Raw genomic sequence first — 21,392 nt, 5'->3', positions numbered from 1 at the left:
TCACCCCCGGTAATTTGTATCGAGCATGCTACGTAGCTTTTTCGCAAAGCCTTCATCTAACACAGCTACAACGACTCGCTCGTCTCTCCCAATCGCATGCCCTAATTGTTGTCGATTTTCGACTTTTTTCATTGGTACGTTGTAGTACGTCGTTTTATCAGTGATACGTTTAGTAGTGTTCGCTGACGCATCTTCAGAAAGCAATACGAGCTTTGCTTTACCACTTCGTACTTCTTTTAAAACGAGTTCTTCACCCGAAATGATTTTTCGAGCGCGATTTGCTAGTCCTAAAAACGATTTCCAATCGGACACTTATTTCGACTCCTTCTCAACAAGCTCAAGAAGCTCTTCGTACAGAGAACTGTCGATTTTCGCTTTTAGATGATGTTCCAAAATGTTTTTCTTTTGGGCTTGTATAATGCATTCTTTATCTTTTGACAAATATGCACCTCGTCCTGATTTTTTTCCAGATAAATCAATAGACACTTCGCCCTCTTTGGAACGAACAATGCGAACCAGCTCTCGTTTTGATTTCATCTCTTGCGTCGCAATACATTTTCGTAACGGAACTTTTCGATTGCTCATACTCATCACCTCTATTCGATTTCGTCTTCAACTGAATCGAATCCGAATGCGATTACGCTATCTTCTTCTGTAACAATTCCAAGTTGTTTCGCATCAGACTCACTTTTAATATCAATTTTCCAGCCTGTTAATTTAGCTGCAAGACGTGCATTTTGTCCACGCTTACCGATAGCTAACGATAGCTGGTGGTCTGGAACAACAACAGTTGTTGCTTTTTCATCTTCATCTACAAGTACTTTAACAACTTGTGATGGGCTTAAAGCATTTGCAACATATTCAACTGGGTCATTTGACCAGCGAACGATGTCAATCTTTTCACCTTTTAGTTCATCTACAACACGTTGTACACGTTGTCCTTTCGGTCCTACGCAAGAACCAACTGGATCAACATCAATGTTTTCTGCATGCACAGAGATTTTAGAACGATCTCCTGCTTCGCGCGCTACAGAGCGAATTTCTACAGTTCCATCATAAATTTCTGGAACTTCCATTTCGAATAAACGTTTTAAAAGACCAGGATGTGTACGTGATACGTAAATTTGTGGTCCTTTTGTTGTCTTTTCTACTTTTGTAATAAATACGCGAATACGATCATGTGGCTTATATTGCTCATTTGGCATTTGCTCACTTACAGGTAATAAAGCTTCTACTTTGCCTAAGCTTACGTAGATGAAACGAGCATCTTGGCGTTGTACAATACCAACCATAATGTCTTCTTCACGATCACTAAATTCTGAGTAAATAACACCACGTTCTGCTTCACGAACTCGTTGTGTTACAACTTGTTTTGCAGTTTGCGCTGCAATACGACCAAAATCTTTTGGCGTTACTTCAATTTCTAGTACGTCGCCATCTTGGTAGTTTGGATTAATTTGTCTTGCCTCTTCTACAGAGATTTCAAGACGTGGATCAAACACATTATCAACAACGTCCTTACGTGCTAAAACTTGAATTGTTCCCACTTCTGTGTTAAAGCTCACACGAACGTTTTGTGCTTGGTTAAAATTGCGTTTATAAGCAGAGATTAATGCTGCTTCAATCGCATCAATAATAATATCTTTACTAATACCTTTTTCTGACTCTAATACGAGCAAAGCATCTAACAACTCAGTGCTCATGAAGATCCCCCTTCTTACTAAAACGTAACAGCAAGTCGCGCATTTGCAACTTTATCCATTGGAATTTGGATTTCTTTTTTACGTGTTTTAATTGTTAATAGTAGTGTAATTGTAGTACCGTCGTAGGAAAGTAACTTTCCTTCAAACATCTTTTCGCCATCAATTGGCTCATATGTTTTAATTGCCACTTGTTTTCCTACCGCTTGCTGGAAGTCTTTCTCTTTCTTTAATGGGCGTTCTGCTCCAGGAGATGATACATCCAAAAAGTAAAGGTGAGGAATTGGATCCTCTTTATCTAAAGCTTCGCTTAAACGTTCACTTACCGCACCGCATTCTTCAATGTCGACTCCCTTTTCAGAATCGATGAATACGCGTAAGAACCAGTCTTGTCCTTCTTTCACATACTCTACATCTACAAGTTCAAGATTTAACTCTTCAACGATTGGCTGCGCAAATGCTTCTACAACTTCTGTGACTTTCTTATCCATAAACAGCCTCCTTCCTGCCGCCATGTACCATTTACAAGAAAAGATCCCGTTCACAAAGACGGTCTATCTTATTCTTTCTCGTTAGCTAACAAAAGCCCCTGCCGTTAAGCAGGGAATATCTGTCTTAGTATTACCAAATTTAAGAAGTAAAACTTGTAACAAAATATGTATATACGACAGAAATGTCTTTACTATCTACATGAATAAAATGTAGATAGTAACACGAAAGAGTGGGTTTCCCCACTCTCTTTTTCACAAAATATACATGACATGGTTATCTCGGTTTATAGTATACCATAGCAAATATTGATTTGCAAAGACTTTTCCTACCTATTAGAACAGTGATAATTGGTTTTGATCTGGCAAATCTCCTAAACAACCTTGGCTATCTAAATACTCAATAATTGTTTTCGAAACCTTACTTCGCTGCTGTAAGTCTTCTTTTGATAAGAAGTCTCCATTTTTGCGCGCTTCCACAATACTTAAGGCTGCGTTCGTACCAAGACCAGGCACTGCATTAAATGGAGGAATTAAAGTATCCCCATCAATAATAAACTCAGTTGCATGCGAGCGGTATAAATCGACCTTTTGGAATGAATATCCACGCTCACACATTTCCAGTGTCATTTCTAGTACTGTTAATAAACTCTTCTCTTTCGGCGCTGCATCCAATCCTTTTTGAGCAATTTCATCAATTTTTACACGTATGGATGCTGAACCTTTCGCCATCGCCTCTACATCAAAATCATCTGCACGGACTGTAAAATATGCCGCATAGAATAAAAGTGCAAAATGTACTTTAAAGTATGCGATACGCACAGCCATAAGTACGTAAGCAGCCGCATGGGCTTTAGGGAACATGTATTTAATCTTCTTACATGAATCAATATACCAACCTGGCACATTATTACCTTTCATGTCATCTTCCCATTCTTCTGGTACACCTTTACCTTTACGAACCGACTCCATGATTTTGAAGGCTAATGATGGATCTAAACCTTGATAGATTAAATATACCATGATGTCATCACGACAACCGATAACTTCACTCAGCGTACATGTACCGTTATAAATTAACTCATTTGCATTACCAAGCCATACGTCAGTACCATGTGACAGCCCAGAAATTTGGACCAATTCTGAAAATGTCGTTGGTTTTGTCTCTTCTAACATCTGTCTTACGAACTTCGTACCGAATTCCGGGATACCAAGTGTACCTGTTTTACAGTTAATTTGTTCTTCCGTTACCCCTAACGTTTCTGGACCAGAGAAAATTTTCATTACTTCTGGATCATCCGTTGGGATTGTTTTCGGATCAATACCACTTAGATCTTGTAACATACGAATAACGGTCGGATCATCGTGTCCTAGTATATCAAGTTTCAATAAATTATCATGAATCGAGTGGAAGTCAAAATGCGTTGTTCTCCACTCAGCACCAATTGAATCAGCAGGAAACTGTATTGGTGAGAAATCAAAGATATCCATGTAATCTGGCACAACGATAATACCACCTGGATGCTGTCCAGTTGTACGTTTTACCCCTGTACATCCCGCTACTAAGCGATCAATCTCTGCATTTCGAATTGTTAAATTGTGATCATTTGCATAACCTTTTACATATCCATAAGCGGTTTTTTCCGCAACTGTACCAATCGTTCCAGCACGGTATACATAGTCTTCACCGAACAGTACTTTCGTATAGTTATGGGCACGTGGTTGGTATTCCCCGGAGAAGTTCAAATCGATATCGGGTACCTTATCTCCTTTAAATCCAAGGAACGTTTCGAATGGAATATCATGTCCATCTTTCACATATGCCACATTACATGTCGGACAATCTTTATCTGGTAAGTCGAAACCAGAGCCTACGGAACCATCATTAAAGAATTCAGATTGCTTGCACTTTGGACAGACATAGTGTGGTGGTAATGGGTTTACTTCTGTAATTTCCATCATCGTTGCAACGAACGATGAACCTACCGAACCACGCGAACCTACTAGATATCCGTCGACTAACGATTTTTTCACAAGCTTATGTGAGATTAAATAGATAACGGCAAATCCATGTCCAATAATACTTTTCAATTCTTTTTCTAAACGAGCCTCTACAATTTCTGGTAGTTCTTCACCATATATACTGCGTGCCATTTTATAACTCATATCACGTGTTTCATCATCGGCACCCTCAATTTTCGGTGTATATAGATCATCTTTTACTGGACGAACATCACCAATTAATGACGCAACCTTTTGTGTATTCGTCACAACAACTTCTTTCGCTTTGTCTTCACCTAAAAATGAAAAACACTCTAGCATTTCATCAGTTGTACGGAAATGTACTGGCGGTAATGAATGTCGATTTAACGGATTGGCTCCACCCTGCGAACTGACTAAAATTTTACGATACATTGCATCTTCTGGATCTAAGTAATGCACGTTCCCTGTAGCAACAACTGGTTTATCTAACGTCTCGCCTAGTTTTACTAAGTTAGAGATAATTGTTTTTAATTGTCCCTCATCTCGAACGAGTTCACGCTCTACTAAATGACGCAACACCTCTGGAGGCATTACTTCAATGTAATCATAAAACTGTGCAATTTCTTCTACCTCTTCAGGAGCTTTTTGCATCATTGCCTCAAACACTTCACCTTTATCACAAGCCGTTCCTACTAAAATTCCTTCACGATATTTTTTTAATAGTGACCTCGGTACTCGTGGTACACGGTAAAAGTAATTAAGGTGAGAATATGAAACAAGTTTATATAAATTTTTCAATCCAACATCTGATGTGGCAAGTAACGTCAGATGGCTTGGACGGCCACGCTTATACGCATCCCCTTGCCCCATACTATCATTTAATTGATCGTGATATTCAAATCCCTTTTCAATTACGTCTTTCAACATTTTCACAAGTAAATATCCCGTCGCTTCTGTATCATAAATCGCACGGTGATGTTGCGTTAATTCAATATCAAGTTTTTTACACATCGTATTTAATCGGTGATTTTTCATTTCTGGGAATAAGAATCGTGCAAGTTCTAACGTATCAATAACAGGGTTATTCGTTTTTTCTAACCCAGCCTTTTTAAAACCTACGTTAATAAATCCCATATCGAAGCTTGCGTTATGGGCAACAAGGGTATGGTCACCCATCCATTCCTCAAACTTTTTAAACACTTCGTCCACTTCTGGTGCATCAGTTAACATATCATCTGTAATACCTGTTAATTCAATAATCGTCGCTGATAATGGTTGATGTGGGTTTGCAAAAGATTCAAAACGATCAATGATTTCGCCACCCTTTACTTTTACGGCAGCCAACTCAATGACTGTATCGTATACAGCTGATAAACCTGTCGTCTCAACGTCGAAAACAACATACGTTTCCTCCGCAAGTAAACGATGCGCTTCGTTATACGCTATCGGTACACCATCATTAACTAAATTCGCTTCTACACCGTATATAACTTTAACTCCAGCCTTTTTCCCCGCAGAATATGCCTCCGGGAACGACTGAGCCACAGCATGGTCTGTAACCGCAATAGCTTCATGTCCCCATTTACCAGCTTGGGCAACAAGCCTAGAAACAGGAGTAACAGCATCCATTTGGCTCATGGGAGTGTGAAGATGAAGTTCTACACGCTTTTCGCCTTCTGGCGCTTTATCTTTACGAGACGGACCTGTTATTTCATTAATATCATTCGCAATCATTACTAAATCTCGAACAAATGTATCGTTTTGAACTGAACCACGGGCTTTCACCCACATTCCTTTTTTCAAGGATTGCAGCATTGGAATATCTTCTTTGTCACGCGAGAACATTTTGATCATAATAGAATCCGTATAATCCGTTATTTTTAAAGTTAATAACGTACGTCCACTACGAAGCTCTTTTGTCTCTACATGGAAGACATATCCTTGAACCGTTTTTCTTCTTTCTTCATCTTGAATTTCTCGCATCGGTGTAATCTCTTCATCTGGCTTAATAAGATACCCGAGTGTAATCGGTCCTTCATACACAACGCTACTTTCTTCAGCTTGCTTCTTCGCCATTTCTTCCATAGCTTGTATAACACGCTCGCGGTCTTCTTGCTGCGTTTGCTCACGAAACTTTTGCATTTCTTCTGCATTTTGCTGTATATGTGTGTCTAACTGGAAACGTGGAAATCCAAAAGCTTCGTATTGATCCCCTACTGGTTTCGCAACGTTTTTCTTTAAAGCAGTAGACTCCAGCTCATTATTCACATTTATTAGCAACTTCACTCCATTCACCTGCGGAAGCTGTTTCTTTAAGTAAGCAAACATAGGTGAAAATGTAATTCGTTCCGTACAAAGCGGCCAATACGCCCTCACTTCTTCTTCTGTAAATTGTTTATTCTCTGTTTCTAATGCAAATGTTGTTCTTGCAATATGAGAAAATGATTGCTTAAGCTTTGTTTCTAGCAATTCATATAATTCTGTAGGCAAAATACGTGGCACTTGTAAATCAAAATGCCAACTTTTATTCGCTTTATCAATAACGAGCCTTTCAATACCACCGCCTTGTAAATATTGATTTATAAGGTCGTCTGGTATTTGCAACTGCTGGAGCAAAATTTGAAATCGCTCTTGTTGTTCATTTGTTAAAGACATAAGCACTCTCCTTCCATTTGCTATTATAAATTGAAACGTACTACAAAGAAAGATTTCTCACTTCTTCTTTTACAAAATACGTTTACAAAGAAAGAGAAGGTACCCCATTACGAGGTACCTCTTCTTATTTTAAAATATTTGCAATATATGTTTGAAGTTCTTCTACTTTTACTTCTTCAGACTCACCTGTAGCACGTACTTTCACTTCTACAATACCTTCGTCTGCTTTTTTACCAACTGTAACACGAACTGGAAGGCCGAATAAATCTGCATCTGCAAATTTAACACCTGCACGTTCTGCACGATCGTCTAATAACACTTCATAGCCTTTTTCTTGTAATGAGTTGTAGATGTTTTCACCCATTTCACGTTGTGCATCAGATTTCATATTTACTGGAATTACATGCACATGGAACGGTGCTACAGCTTTCGGCCAAACTAAGCCGTTCTCATCATTAAACTGCTCTGCAATTGCTGCCACTGTACGAGATACACCGATACCGTAACAACCCATAATAAGTGGTTGTGTTTTCCCATTTTCATCTAGGAATGTTGCGTTCATTGCTTCACTATAACGAGTTCCTAATTTGAATACATGACCAACTTCAATTCCACGTGCAAAAAGAATTGTTCCGTTTCCGTCTGGAGATTGGTCTCCTTCTTGAATAAAGCGTAAATCTGTATACTGACTTACTTTAAAGTCACGTTCTGGATTTACATTTACATAATGGAATCCTTCTTCGTTCGCTCCTGAACATCCGTTGACAATTGATGCTACAGCATGGTCAGCGATAATTTCGATATCACCTGTTACACCAATCGGTCCTAATGAACCAACTTCACAATTTAATAATTCTTTTACTTCCTCATGAGAAGCAAGCTCAACAACTGAAGCGCCGTATACATTTTTCACTTTTACATCGTTTACTTCGTGATCACCACGAACAAGTACAACTACTAATTTCTCATCTACTTTAAATACCATAGACTTAATACACTTGTCAGCTTCAATGTTTAAGAATGCAGATACTTCTTCAATCGCTTTTTGATCTGGCGTTGCAACCTTTTCAAGTGCCATTTCCGCTTCGTCACTCTTCGTATACGTAGCTACAACAGGAGCCATTTCAATGTTCGCTGCATAATCAGATGTATCAGAGTATGCAATTGTATCTTCACCAACATCAGATAATACCATGAATTCATGTGTATCTTTTCCGCCCATTGCTCCAGAATCAGCAATAACTGCACGGAAGTTCAAACCACAACGAGCAAAAATGTTAGAATATGCTTTGTATAAGCGATCGTATACTTCATCTAAGCTCTCTTGTGTAGCATGGAAAGAGTATGCATCTTTCATTAGAAACTCTCTTCCACGTAATAAACCGAAACGAGGTCTTTGTTCATCGCGGAATTTCGTTTGAATTTGATATAATGTTAACGGTAATTTTTTATATGATTTTATTTCATCACGTACAAGATCAGTAATTACTTCTTCATGCGTCGCTCCTAAAGCAAACTCACGAGCGTTACGATCTTTCATACGCATTAATTCAGATCCGTAAGAATACCAACGACCTGATTCTTGCCATAATTCTGCAGCTTGCATAGCTGGCATCAATAATTCCACAGCTCCTGCGCGCTCCATTTCTTCTCGAACGATACGTTCTACTTTGTGTAATACTTTTAACCCAAATGGTAGAAAACTATAAATACCAGAAGCATTTTGACGCATAAAACCTGCGCGAAGTAATAATTGATGACTCTTAATTTCAGCATCAGCTGGAACTTCACGTAATGTAGGACTGAATACCATACTTTGTTTCATTTATTTGCACCTCTTCATTTTACTCTTACACGCAGTAAAACCCCTCACCTCGAATTAGGTGAGGGATTTTATTCTACGGGCTCTATTTCATTATAAGTTTCATTCTATTTTACAAGAAAAACTTACGAATGTCATTCCATGTTACAACTAACATTAATAACATTAATAATGCAAAACCAATAAAGTGAACCATTCCTTCTTTTTGACGGTCAATTGGTTTTCCTCGTAACGCCTCAATTAAGAAGAAGAATAAACGGCCACCGTCTAAAGCAGGAACTGGTAATAAATTGAATAAACCAAGATTAATACTTAAAACTGCCGCTAAACTTAGTACACGCGTAAATCCATAATCTACAACTTGATCTGTTAGATTATAAATTCCTACTGGACCTGACAACTCATTAATAGAAAATTGACCAGTTACTAATTTCACAAGAGATTCAAAAATTAGTTTCGTCCATTGGTATGTTTGTTCAAATCCTGATTTAATAGAACCCATTACTGTTTTCTCTACAGGGGAATAAACACCAATTCTACCAACTTCGTCTTTTCCTTCTTTATCGAGTGTTGGCGTTACTTTCACATTAAACTGTTCATTATCACGCTTTACTTGTAACGTAATTTCTTTATCCGGATTTTCACGTACAATGTCAACAACATCTTTCCATGTACTTGTGTTTTTTCCATCAATCGCTTGAATTGTATCATTCTCTTTCAATCCAGCTTGCTGTGCTGCACTATTATCCATCACTTTTCCGACCATTGGTTTGTCAATAGGAACCCCTTGTACAAATCCAAGAATCACAAAAATAACAAATGCTAAAATGAAGTTCATTGCAGGACCCGCAAAGATTGTTAAAGCGCGTTGCCCTAATTTTTTTGAACCAAATTGTCTATTATACGGAGCAATTTGAATTTCTTCCCCCGCAGTAATAATACGAGCTTTTTCATTCACTCGGAACGTTTGAAGCTCTTCCTCGTACTCCTCATAGCCCGAAATTGTTAGATTGTGCTCCAAATCAGCTTGTTCGACTTCAATGACACGAACATTGGGATACTTTTCATATCCATCAAAAACTAATTTCACAACTTCGTCTTTTTCATTTAATACAAGGCCAACCTTTTTCCCAGGCTTTAACTCAACTGTGTCCGCATCCTCGCCAGCCATTCTTACATAGCCACCAAGGGGCAGTAATCGAATCGTATACACCGTTTCATTCTTTTCAAATGAGAATATTTTCGGACCAAAACCAATCGCAAACTCGCGGCATAAAATACCTGCTCTTTTTGCGAAATATAGATGTCCTAGCTCATGGAAAAATACGAGTGCACCGAAAATTAATATAAAGGCAATCGCTGTATTCAATTCCATAACCACCTTTGCTAAATTTGTTCCATCACAAACCGTCTTGTGGCTGCATCAATTTCCAGAATTTCCTCTAAGCTCGGACGTGCAATGACATTGTGATGGTTCATTGCTTTTTCAATGAGGTCTTCTACTGTTAAGAAACCAATTCTCTTTTGTAAAAAGGCTTCAACAGCTACTTCATTCGCTGCGTTCATTACAGCTGGCATACTTCCACCTGCTTTTCCAGCTTCATACGCAAAACGTAGACAACGGAATCTTTCTTGGTCCATTTTCTCAAAATGCAACGTCCCTATTTCCCATAAGTTTAACTGTTTTGTGTCTGAAAGAGGCAATCTATCAGGATATGTAAGTGCGTATTGAATTGGTACTCGCATATCAGGTGAACCAAGCTGCGCCATTACACTACGATCTTCAAATTCAACCATAGAATGGATAATACTTTCTTTATGTAAAACAACATCGATTTGCTCGTAAGGGATACCAAAAAGCCAATGTGCTTCAATTACTTCTAGTCCCTTATTCATCATTGTAGCAGAATCAATTGTAATTTTCGAACCCATTGACCAGTTTGGATGTCGAAGCGCATCTTCTACGGTCACATGATGCAATTCATCCCTCGTTTTATCACGGAAACTTCCACCAGAAGCCGTTATAATAAGACGAGAAATTCTTTTCTCATTTTCACCATTCAAGCATTGAAAAATAGCTGAATGTTCACTATCTACTGGAAGTAACGAAACATTATGTTTTCGTGCTGCTTCCATTACAAGATGTCCTGCAGTTACTAACGTTTCTTTATTTGCAATTCCAATTGTTTTTTTCGCCTCAATTGCACGAAGTGTTGGTAACAACCCTACGCTACCTACAACAGCATTTACTACAATCTCCGCATCTGGATGTAATGCTACTTCTAAAAGCCCTTCACTACCATATACAATTTTTGTATTACCAGAAACAGCTTGTAATTTTAAAACATCTTCCTCTCTTTGCACAGAGACGATTTGCGGAGAAAATTCTTGAATTACCTTTACTGCGTAGTCAATATTTTTCCCTACAGAAAAAGCAACGAGACGGAATTGGTCTGGGTGCGAGCGTAATACATCTAAAGTTTGTGTACCAATTGATCCGCTCGCACCTAATAAACTAATGTTTTTCATGACTCCAACCCCTCGTTCATTTATTAATTGTATTGTAATAAGAAGTAGAGAATTGGTAAAACGAATAACCAACTATCTGTTCGATCTAATATACCACCATGTCCAGGTAAAATTGTACCTGAATCCTTTACGCCATAATGACGTTTAAAAGCAGATTGTACTAAATCACCAATTTGTCCAAAAATAGAAATGATAATTGTCAGCACAATTAAAATTACTACATTCGATTCAACTGGGAAGAACGCGTTGTAAACAAGTGCCACGATAATTCCGCAAACGATGCCGCCTAATGAACCTTCAATCGTTTTATTTGGACTAATTTCTGGCCACAATTTTCTCTTGCCTAATGCTTTTCCTACGAAATATGCGCCTGAATCAGTAGCCCATATAATAAATAATGCGCAAAACACATATTTAATTCCTAATATTCTCGTTTCATTTAAATATAAGAATCCCATTGCCACATATGTCGTTGCCATCAGTAAAAATGAAGCATTATCAAAAGTAAATGTATTCTTAGAAAGGACTGTATATGATAAAAGTAATAAAACAATCACAAATGTGATTTCCAATTTACCTAATCCAATCCATGTAAACAGTTCTGATGCACTACTTGGAATTAAAAGAATCCACAATAATACTGCAGCTAAAACTGTCGGTACTGAAATAAGCGTAAGCTTATTCATACGAATTAATTCATATAAACCTATAGAAGCAAGTGCATACACTAAAACCGTAAAAGGCACGCCACCGTATATTACGATGGGAATGAATAGCGCGGCAGCAACCACTCCAGTAATAATTCTCTGTTTCACTACCAAACCCTCTCTTTCTACACGCCTCCGAATCTGCGCCCTCTATGTTGAAAGTCAGTAATTGCATTTAGCAAATGTTCTTCTTTGAAGTCTGGCCAATACACGTCTGTAAACCAAAACTCCGAATACGCAATTTGCCATAACATGAAATTACTAATACGTAGCTCTCCGCTTGTTCGGATTAACAACTCTGGATCAGGTAAAGAACTCGTCATTAAGTAGGAAGAAAGCATTTCTTCACTTACCTCTTCAGAACGAATTTTTCCTTCCTCGTTATCTTTCATCATATGTTGCACAGCAGAAACGATTTCATCTCGACTTCCATAGTTTAACGCGAAATTAAGAATTAATCCCGTATTCTCTTTCGTATCTTCCATGGCTTTCTCCATCGCTCTGCGTGTATGCGTAGGAAGACGATCTTTTTGCCCTATTACTCGGACTTGTACGTTTTCTTCAATCAATTCTGGTAAAAATGTACCTAGAAATTCTTCTGGAAGCTTCATTAAATAATCAACTTCCTTTTTCGGTCTTTTCCAGTTCTCAGTTGAAAAAGCATAGAGAGTTAACACTTTCACATTAAGTTTACTTGCAAATTTTGTAATTTTCTTTACAACTTGCATACCTTCATGATGTCCCGCAATACGAGGCATTGCTCTCCTCTTTGCCCATCTTCCATTCCCATCCATAATGATGGCAATATGTTCTGGGATATATCCTTTTTTCACTTCTTCAACGAGATGATCAAACGATGTGTCCTTTTTACCTTTAAAAAAAGGAAAGTTTTTAAACATCATTCATACCCTCCAACAAGCAGACGTATGCCTAAAAGTGTAAAAAGACCCCCTTAAGAAGAGGGTCATATTTGCGAAGTTATCGCTATTACACTTCCATGATTTCTTTTTCTTTGTTTTTTGCGATTTCGTCAACTTTTGCAATATATTTATCTGTTTCTTTTTGGATATCTTCAGTATATCCTCTTAAATCATCTTCTGTAATCTCGCCAGCTTTTTCAAGCTTCTTAAGATCATCATTTCCGTCACGACGTACGTTACGAACAGCAACTTTTGCTTCTTCAGCATATTTTTTCACAACTTTAACAAGATCACGACGACGCTCTTCTGTTAATGCAGGGAATGCAATACGAATTACAGTTCCATCATTAGAAGGGTTTAAGCCTAAATCTGCTTTTAAAATTGCTTTTTCGATATCACCGATAGAAGTTTTATCATAAGGTTGAATTACAAGTAAACGTGCTTCTGGAACTGTAATGTTCGCTAATTGCACAACTGGTGTTGGTGCACCATAGTAATCAACTTGTACCTTATCTAATACAGACGAGCTTGCACGACCAGCGCGAACTGTTGCTAATTCACGAGAATAAGCAGCAACTGCTTTTTCCATTTTTTCATTTGAAGACTTCAATACTTGTTGTCCCATATTTATTTCCCCCTTACAACTGTTCCAATATTTTCGCCTAAAACGGCACGTTTAATATTACCTTTTTCCATAACCGAGAATACAATTAATGGAATATCATTATCCATACATAGAGAAGAAGCTGTAGAATCCATTACACCTAAACCTTCTTTTAATACATCTAAGTAAGTAAGCGTTTCGTATTTCGTAGCCGTTGGGTCAATAGATGGATCTGCGCTATATACGCCATCCACATTATTTTTCGCCATTAAAATAACGTCTGCTTCGATTTCCGCTGCACGTAATGCTGCTGTTGTATCTGTAGAGAAGTATGGATTACCTGTACCTGCTGCAAAGATAACAACACGTTTTTTCTCTAAGTGACGAACTGCTTTACGGCGAATGTAAGGCTCTGCCACTTGACGCATCTCAATTGAAGTTTGTACACGAGTTTGGATTCCAATATTCTCCAAGCTATCTTGAAGAGCTAATGAATTCATAACTGTAGCTAACATGCCCATGTAATCTGCTCCTGCACGATCCATGCCCATTTCACTTCCAATTTTCCCACGCCAAATGTTACCGCCACCAACAACAACAGCAACCTCTACATCAAGTTCTGCAATTTCTTTTACTTGTTCTGCAACTGACTTAATAACAGTTGGATTAATTCCAAATCCTTGCTCTCCAGCTAAAGCTTCTCCACTTAACTTTAAAACGACACGATTATATTTCGGTTTACTCATAATGAACCTCCAATTGCTTACATCTTTATTTTAAAAAAGGGAACACAATGTGTTCCCTAATCTGTATTAGTTACTACCTTTTACTTGGTTCATTACTTCTTCAGCAAAGTTGTCTTCACGTTTTTCGATACCTTCGCCAACAGCGTAGCGAACGAATCCTTTTAATGTTCCGCCTTTAGACTCAACGAACTGACGAACTTTCATATCAGGGTTTTTAACGAATGCTTGGTCAAGTAAGCAAATCTCTTCGAAGAATTTGCCTAGACGGCCTTCAACCATTTTTGCAACGATTTTTTCAGGCTTGCCTTCGTTTAATGCTTGTTGTGTTAATACTTGACGCTCATGCTCAACTTCTTCAGCTGTTACAGCATCGCGGTCGATGTATTTAGGGTTAACTGCTGCAATGTGCATTGCTACATCTTTAGCAGCTGCTTCATCAGTAGAACCTTCAAGAACTGTTAATACACCAATACGTCCACCCATGTGTAGGTAAGCGCCGAATGCATCTGCATCAGTTTTTGATACGATTTCGAAACGACGAAGTGTAAGTTTTTCACCAATTTTAGCGATTGCTTCGTTGATGTGCTCTTCTACTGTTTTGCCGCCTTCAATTGTTTGAGTCATAGCTTCTTCAACGTTAGCAGGTTTGTTAGCTAATAAGTGAGCAGCTAGTTCTTTAATTAATGCTTGGAAACCTTCGTTTTTCGCAACGAAATCAGTTTCAGAGTTTAATTCTAAGATTAAAGCGTCGTTACCGTTTGTTTCGATGAAAGTTAAACCTTCAGCAGCAATGCGGTCTGCTTTTTTAGCAGCTTTCGCAATACCTTTTTCACGTAAGAAGTCAATTGCCTTCTCCATGTCGCCGTTAGTTTCTGTTAAAGCTTTTTTGCAGTCCATCATACCTGCGCCAGTTTTTTCACGTAATTCTTTTACCATTTGAGCAGTGATTGCCATACTTTTCATCCTCCTAAAATATGTATTTATACTTTTTATAAAGGTGTTTATACCTTAAAAAAGGTGATAAAAGGCCGAACCCCTTATCACCTTTCCAACTTTGTTACGCAGTAACAGTTTCTTCACCTTGTTTTGCTTCAAGGATCGCGTCTGCCATTTTAGATGTAAGAAGTTTTACAGCACGAATTGCATCATCGTTTGCTGGGATAACGTGATCGATTTCGTCTGGATCACAGTTTGTATCAACGATACCGATGATTGGAATGTGTAATTTGCGTGCTTCAGCAACTGCAATACGCTCTTTACGAGGGTCTACTACGAATAATGCACTTGGAAGACCTTTCATATCTTTAATACCGCCTAAGAATTTCTCAAGACGCTCTAACTCTTTTTTAAGTTGAACAACTTCTTTCTTAGGTAGTACTTCGAAAGTACCATCTTCTTGCATTCTTTCGATGTCTTTAAGACGCTTGATACGCTTTTGGATTGTTTGGAAGTTTGTTAAAGTTCCACCTAACCAACGTTGGTTAACGAAGTACATACCCGCACGAGTTGCTTCTTCTTTAATAGCTTCTTGTGCTTGTTTTTTAGTACCTACGAATAAAATGTCTCCACCTTCAGCAGCGATGTCACGCATCGTTCTGTAAGCTTCCTCAACTTTTTTCACAGTTTTTTGTAAGTCGATGATGTAGATACCGTTACGCTCTGTGAAAATGTAACGCTTCATTTTTGGGTTCCAACGACGAGTTTGATGTCCGAAATGAACACCAGCTTCAAGCAATTGCTTCATAGAAATTACTGACATAATATAGTTCCTCCTAAATGGTTTTTGATATCCTCCGTTTACTTCATCTCTAAGCGAAACTACAAACGTAGCACCAACACTTAAATCAGTAAACGTGTGTACTTTGTACTGACACCACTGCTTACTATATCATACTGAAATGTTACAATCAAGTCGAAAATGCGAACAATGTAAAACTTTCTTTGTTCATACTCGAATTCTAGTATTACCAACCTTCATTTCTTTTAAGCAAAAAAGCAAAATACAATTAATAGTTTTCCCAGAAAACACGCTTATGCCACTTTTCACAAGCACCATCAATCATTGCACAAAAAAACTCTCCTCAATCTAGGAGAGTTCTTTATAAATTAGTTTGTTTTTAATTTAGCAAGTTCCTGTAGAAACTTGTCGTTTAGCACTTTAATGTATGTTCCTTTCATACCTAAAGAGCGAGACTCAATAACACCAGCACTTTCTAATTTACGTAGTGCATTTACGATTACAGAGCGAGTAATTCCTACGCGATCAGCAATTTTACTTGCAACAAGTAAACCTTCTGTTCCATTTAATTCTTCGAAGATGTGCTCAATTGCTTCTAACTCACTGTAAGATAATGAGCTGATCGCCATTTGAACAACAGCTTTACTACGTGCTTCCTCTTCGATTTCTTCTGCTTTTTCACGTAAGATTTCCATACCTACAACAGTTGAGCTGTACTCAGCAAGGATTAAATCGTCATCTAAGAACTCTTGACCTAGACGAGCTAATACTAATGTACCTAGACGCTCACCACCACCAACGATTGGTACGATTGTAGTTAAACCTTGACCAAATAATTCTCTGTTTTCTACTGGGAATGCTGTGTAAGCACTGTTCACATCCAAGTTTGAAGATGTTTCTGTAATGTTGAATAAGCTTTGTGTATATTCTTCTGGGAATTGACGTTCTGCAAGCATTTGCTTCATGCGTTCGTTTTCGATTTGTTGGTGAATTGCATAACCTAGTAATTTACCACGACGGCTAACTACGAATACGTTTGCTTCGATTACTTCACACATTGTGTCAGACATTTCTCTAAAGTTTACAGGCTTCCCTGCTGCGCTCTGTAATAACGCATTTAATTTTCTTGTTTTTGCTAATAATTCCATTTCAAAAGTTCCTCCTACATGTTACTCACATATTTTTTCATCACTTGGAAACTAGGGCGAGTCACCTGATGACACTATTACAAAATAAACTGGCTCACATCTTTATTTTTAGCAATTGTTGCTAATTTCTCCTCAACGTATTGAGGGGTTATCGTTATTTTCTCTAACGTAATTTCAGATGCTTCAAACGATAAATCTTCAAGGAGCTTCTCCATAATCGTATGAAGTCTTCTTGCTCCAATATTATCTGTATCCTGATTAACTTGATAAGCAATCTCAGCAATCTTACGAATAGCTTCGTCTGAAAATTCAATTTCTATACCTTCAGTCGCTAATAATGCCATATATTGTTTAATTAACGCATTGTCAGGCTCGATTAATATTTTAACAAAATCGTCTGTCGATAATTTCGTTAATTCTACTCGAATCGGAAATCTCCCTTGCAATTCCGGAATTAAATCCGACGGTTTAGACATATGGAACGCTCCAGCTGCAACGAATAAAATATAATCCGTTTTTACTGATCCGTATTTTGTCGCAACATTCGACCCTTCTACAATTGGCAAAATGTCACGTTGCACACCTTCACGTGATACATCTACGCTATTCGACTGCTTACCAGCAATTTTGTCAATTTCATCGATAAAAATAATCCCGAGCTGTTCAGCACGATAAACAGCCTCTTGTGTAACTTCATCCATATCAATTAAGCGCTGTGCCTCTTCATTTGTCAAGAGTTTTCTTGCTTCTTTTACAGAAAGTTTACGTTTTTTTGTTTTTTTCGGCATAAAACTCCCTAACGCATCTTGGAAACTCATTCCCATTTGCTCCATGCCAGTTCCTTGTAACATATCAAACATTGACGACTGTTGCTCAGTCACTTCAATCGATACAATTTCGTCTTCAAGAAGCCCTGCAGCAAGCTTTCTCTCCACATCTTGACGTTTCTTTTCAATTTCACCATCTTCTTGTGTATCAGACGTTTGACTCGAATTTTGAGCGCCCCCAAACAGCATCTCTAATGGATTTTTAAATCCAGATTGCTTCTCCGGACTCGGCACTAAAATTTCAACAAGACGTTGATTCGCTTGCTCTTCTGCTTTATCTTGAACTTTCACTACCATTTCTTCTTTTACAATACGAACGGATGTTTCCACAAGGTCACGTACCATCGACTCTACATCTCTACCCACATATCCAACTTCTGTAAATTTTGTAGCCTCAACCTTAATAAAAGGTGCTCCAACGAGTTTCGCCATTCGTCGTGCTACCTCTGTTTTCCCAACACCTGTCGGTCCAATCATCAAAATGTTTTTAGGTGCTATTTCATCACGTAAATTTTCAGCTAATTTACTGCGACGGTATCGATTTCTCAACGCTACAGCAACCGCTTTCTTTGCGTCTTTTTGACCGATGATGTATTGATCTAATTTTTCCACAATTTGGCGCGGAGTAAAATGTAAATGCATATAAAATGCCTCCCTTACGATTCTACAATTCTTCAACAATTATGTTGTGATTCGTATAAACACAAATATCGCCAGCAATCTCTAAACTCGCTTTCGCAATTTGTTTCGCTGTTAAGTGTTCACTTGCATATTGCTTTAAAGCACGACCTGCAGAAAGTGCATAATTCCCACCAGATCCAATTGCTAAAATACCATCATCCGGTTCAATCACTTCTCCTGTACCTGAAACAAGGAGCATAGTTGTTTTATCCATGACAATGAGCATCGCTTCTAGTTGACGTAACATTTTATCGCCACGCCATTGTTTTGCCATTTCAACAGCTGCACGCTGCAAGTTGCCATTATACTCTTCTAATTTTCCTTCAAACATTTCAAAAAGAGTAAATGCATCAGCAACTGAACCTGCAAAACCAGCTAAAACTTTACCTTGGAAAAGTCTGCGAACTTTACGAGCTGTATGTTTCATTACAACAGCATTTCCCATTGTCACCTGACCATCTCCAGCCATTGCACATTCTCCATTATGATGAACTGCAAATATCGTTGTAGCGTGGAAATTCCCCATAGAAAAAACTCCTTTATTTGTTTTTATAGCTTTTAAAGCAATTTATGCCCGCGGGTGATGCTTCATGTAAACAGAACGCAATCTTTCTTTAGAGACATGCGTATAAATTTGTGTGGTCGACAAATTCTCATGACCTAATAGCTCCTGTACAGTACGTAAATCCGCCCCTTCATCTAACATATGTGTAGCAAATGTATGCCTTAACATATGGGGACTTATTCGCATTGTCAATGAAGCCTTTTTAATGAGTTCATTTAAAACATAACGCACTCCACGACTTGTTAGCGGTGTACCTTTCGCATTTAAAAACACCATACGAGAGTCTTCGTCAGTCTTATTAACTAACTGTTTTCTCCCATTCTCTATATAAGTAATTAAAGAATCTTGCGCATAGCTTCCGAACGGAATATACCTTTGTTTTTTTCCTTTTCCCATTACTAAAATTGTTCCCACCGCAAAGTCAATATCGGTAAGTTGTAAATTGACACATTCACTCACACGGATTCCAGTCGCATACATCAACTCTAATAAAGCTTGATTCCTTTGACCTAATGGCGTTTCCGTGTCAGAAACTTCAAATAATTCCTCTAACTCTTCAGCATATAAAAACTTTGGGATTGACAATTCTTTTTTGGGGAGTGACGCAAGTGCAAACGGATTATCTTTCCGATAACCTTCACGCATCAAAAAACGATATAAACTTCGTAAGCTTGATACTTTTCTTGCGACAGATTTACGGGCTAACTTTTCATCGTGCAACGTCGTTAAGTACAAACGAACATCCGCGTATGTAACGTCTAAAAAAGAGGATATGCCTTCTCGCTCCATAAATTGCACAAAATGTTCTAAATCATTTTGATAACTTGCAATTGTATATTTTGAATAATTTCTTTCAATTTGTAAATATCCAACGAATAATTGTAACAATTTCTTCACATTCACACAACTCACCTCAATAAAGGCTACTAGATCGTATCACAACTTAGTAGCCTTTGCAAGAAATTTAACTAAATATTTACAAAATTTCGAATTGTTTCTAAAGCGCGTGTTGCGTATGCTTCATTTCGTTCCGCTTTCTTTTTGATCTTCTTCTCTAACGGTGCAAATAGACCGAAGTTCGCATTCATCGGTTGGAAGTTTTTAGCGTTCGTTGCCGTAATGTAATTTGCCATGCTGCCCATCGCAGTTACTGACGGTAATACAACTGGCTCTTCACCTTGCACAAGACGTGCAGCATTAATTCCTGCTAATAATCCTGATGCTGCTGATTCAACATATCCCTCTACTCCAGTCATTTGACCAGCGAAGAATAAATCATCACGTTGTTTATATTGATATGTTGGACGAAGCAAATTAGGTGAATTAATAAACGTATTACGATGCATTACACCATAACGTACAATCTCTGCATTTTCCAGTCCCGGTATTAACTGTAGCACTTCTTTTTGTGGTCCCCACTTTAAATGCGTTTGGAAACCTACGATATTGTATAAAGTTCCTGCTGCATCATCTTGACGTAACTGAACAACAGCATATGGCGTTTTCCCTGTTTTTGGATCTTCCAATCCAACAGGTTTCATAGGTCCAAATACTAGCGTCTGTCTCCCTCTACTTGCCATAACTTCTACTGGCATACAACCTTCAAAGAAAATTTCTTTTTCAAACTCTTTTAAAGGCACTGTCTCAGCAGCAATTAAAGCCTCATAAAAACGGTCAAACTCTTCTTCTGTCATTGGGCAATTTAAATATGCAGCTTCGCCTTTGTCATAACGCGATTTTAAATATACTTTATTCATGTCAATACTGTCTTTTTCTACGATTGGTGCTGCCGCATCGTAGAAATAGAAATAATCTTCACCTGTTAGTTCTTTTAATTGTGCAGCAAGATCAGGAGATGTAAGTGGACCTGTTGCAATAATTGTTGGTCCTTCTGGAATTTCAGTAAGCTCTTCGTTCACTACCGTTACATTCGGATGGTTTTTTACGTATTCTGTTACTTTAGCTGCGAACTCATGACGGTCTACAGCTAACGCACCTCCAGCTGGTACAGAGCACTCATCTGCCGCACGAATAATTACAGAATCCATTAAACGCATTTCCTCTTTAATAACTCCAACTGCATTTGTTAAAGTGTTTGCACGAAGTGAGTTACTACATACTAATTCAGCAAATTTATCTGTGTGATGAGCTGGCGTTTGCCTTACCGGCCTCATTTCATATAATCTAACTTGGACACCACGTTTTGCAATTTGGTAAGCCGCTTCACTTCCTGCAAGACCTGCGCCAATGACGTTTACTACTTGTGTTGTCATATATAT

General features: G+C 38.1%; 19 protein-coding genes. All 19 read right to left on the bottom strand.

Going from position 1 to position 21,392, the window contains the following annotated elements:
* A complete protein-coding gene (locus ASE54_RS07415; RefSeq protein ID WP_001286522.1) occupies positions 1-312 on the bottom strand; it encodes a YlxQ family RNA-binding protein in 312 nt (103 codons plus the stop codon).
* On the bottom strand, positions 313-585 hold the full coding sequence (locus ASE54_RS07410) for a YlxR family protein (RefSeq protein WP_000071123.1): 273 nt from the start codon (positions 583-585) through the stop codon (positions 313-315). It lies immediately after the preceding gene.
* A gap of 11 nt (positions 586-596) precedes the next feature.
* Entirely contained in the window at positions 597-1,703 is a 1,107-nt protein-coding gene (gene nusA / locus ASE54_RS07405) for a transcription termination factor NusA (protein ID WP_000102611.1), read from the bottom strand.
* A gap of 17 nt (positions 1,704-1,720) precedes the next feature.
* The gene (rimP, locus tag ASE54_RS07400) at positions 1,721-2,191 is read right to left on the bottom strand and encodes a ribosome maturation factor RimP (RefSeq protein WP_000359095.1); all 471 of its coding nucleotides are present in this window, start codon (positions 2,189-2,191) and stop codon (positions 1,721-1,723) included.
* 333 nt (positions 2,192-2,524) lie between these two features.
* On the bottom strand, positions 2,525-6,826 hold the full coding sequence (locus ASE54_RS07395) for a PolC-type DNA polymerase III (protein WP_000059996.1): 4,302 nt from the start codon (positions 6,824-6,826) through the stop codon (positions 2,525-2,527).
* Between the two features lie 124 nt (positions 6,827-6,950).
* Complete coding sequence (locus tag ASE54_RS07390; protein ID WP_000814295.1) at positions 6,951-8,651, bottom strand: proline--tRNA ligase; 1,701 nt, start codon at positions 8,649-8,651, stop codon at positions 6,951-6,953.
* 109 nt (positions 8,652-8,760) lie between these two features.
* Positions 8,761-10,017, bottom strand: a complete 1,257-nt coding sequence (gene rseP, locus ASE54_RS07385; RefSeq protein WP_001090241.1) for an RIP metalloprotease RseP — start codon at positions 10,015-10,017, stop codon at positions 8,761-8,763.
* A gap of 17 nt (positions 10,018-10,034) precedes the next feature.
* A complete protein-coding gene (dxr, locus tag ASE54_RS07380) occupies positions 10,035-11,177 on the bottom strand; it encodes a 1-deoxy-D-xylulose-5-phosphate reductoisomerase (RefSeq protein ID WP_000790358.1) in 1,143 nt (380 codons plus the stop codon).
* A 23-nt stretch (positions 11,178-11,200) separates the two neighbouring features.
* Positions 11,201-11,992: a phosphatidate cytidylyltransferase gene (cdsA, locus tag ASE54_RS07375; protein ID WP_000813589.1), complete on the bottom strand. Its 792-nt coding sequence runs from the start codon at positions 11,990-11,992 to the stop codon at positions 11,201-11,203.
* Positions 11,993-12,009: 17 nt separating this feature from the next.
* Positions 12,010-12,786 carry an isoprenyl transferase gene (gene uppS, locus ASE54_RS07370; protein ID WP_000971296.1) on the bottom strand — a complete coding sequence of 259 codons (777 nt, stop codon included), beginning with the start codon at positions 12,784-12,786 and terminating at the stop codon, positions 12,010-12,012.
* A gap of 85 nt (positions 12,787-12,871) precedes the next feature.
* Entirely contained in the window at positions 12,872-13,429 is a 558-nt protein-coding gene (frr, locus tag ASE54_RS07365; RefSeq protein ID WP_000531505.1) for a ribosome recycling factor, read from the bottom strand.
* 2 nt (positions 13,430-13,431) lie between these two features.
* A complete protein-coding gene (gene pyrH / locus ASE54_RS07360; protein ID WP_000042669.1) occupies positions 13,432-14,154 on the bottom strand; it encodes a UMP kinase in 723 nt (240 codons plus the stop codon).
* Between the two features lie 66 nt (positions 14,155-14,220).
* Complete coding sequence (tsf, locus tag ASE54_RS07355; protein WP_001018576.1) at positions 14,221-15,108, bottom strand: translation elongation factor Ts; 888 nt, start codon at positions 15,106-15,108, stop codon at positions 14,221-14,223.
* A 103-nt stretch (positions 15,109-15,211) separates the two neighbouring features.
* Positions 15,212-15,913, bottom strand: a complete 702-nt coding sequence (rpsB, locus tag ASE54_RS07350; RefSeq protein ID WP_000111485.1) for a 30S ribosomal protein S2 — start codon at positions 15,911-15,913, stop codon at positions 15,212-15,214.
* Between the two features lie 347 nt (positions 15,914-16,260).
* On the bottom strand, positions 16,261-17,040 hold the full coding sequence (codY, locus tag ASE54_RS07345; RefSeq protein WP_000421290.1) for a GTP-sensing pleiotropic transcriptional regulator CodY: 780 nt from the start codon (positions 17,038-17,040) through the stop codon (positions 16,261-16,263).
* 77 nt (positions 17,041-17,117) lie between these two features.
* Positions 17,118-18,509 (bottom strand): ATP-dependent protease ATPase subunit HslU, encoded by a 1,392-nt coding sequence (gene hslU, locus ASE54_RS07340; protein WP_057272978.1) that lies wholly within the window; start codon positions 18,507-18,509, stop codon positions 17,118-17,120.
* A 22-nt stretch (positions 18,510-18,531) separates the two neighbouring features.
* Positions 18,532-19,074 carry an ATP-dependent protease proteolytic subunit HslV gene (gene hslV / locus ASE54_RS07335; RefSeq protein WP_000526274.1) on the bottom strand — a complete coding sequence of 181 codons (543 nt, stop codon included), beginning with the start codon at positions 19,072-19,074 and terminating at the stop codon, positions 18,532-18,534.
* A 42-nt stretch (positions 19,075-19,116) separates the two neighbouring features.
* Positions 19,117-20,016: a tyrosine recombinase XerC gene (xerC, locus tag ASE54_RS07330; RefSeq protein ID WP_001101244.1), complete on the bottom strand. Its 900-nt coding sequence runs from the start codon at positions 20,014-20,016 to the stop codon at positions 19,117-19,119.
* Between the two features lie 65 nt (positions 20,017-20,081).
* Positions 20,082-21,386 carry an FADH(2)-oxidizing methylenetetrahydrofolate--tRNA-(uracil(54)-C(5))-methyltransferase TrmFO gene (gene trmFO / locus ASE54_RS07325; protein ID WP_000213007.1) on the bottom strand — a complete coding sequence of 435 codons (1,305 nt, stop codon included), beginning with the start codon at positions 21,384-21,386 and terminating at the stop codon, positions 20,082-20,084.
* Positions 21,387-21,392: the final 6 nt, after the last annotated feature.

Source organism: Bacillus sp. Root131 (genome assembly GCF_001429475.1).
Taxonomy (GTDB): Bacteria; Bacillota; Bacilli; order Bacillales; family Bacillaceae_G; genus Bacillus_A; species Bacillus_A thuringiensis_S.
The sequence above is the reverse complement of the archived record's forward strand: the minus strand, read 5'-3'. Positions and strand labels throughout refer to the sequence as shown.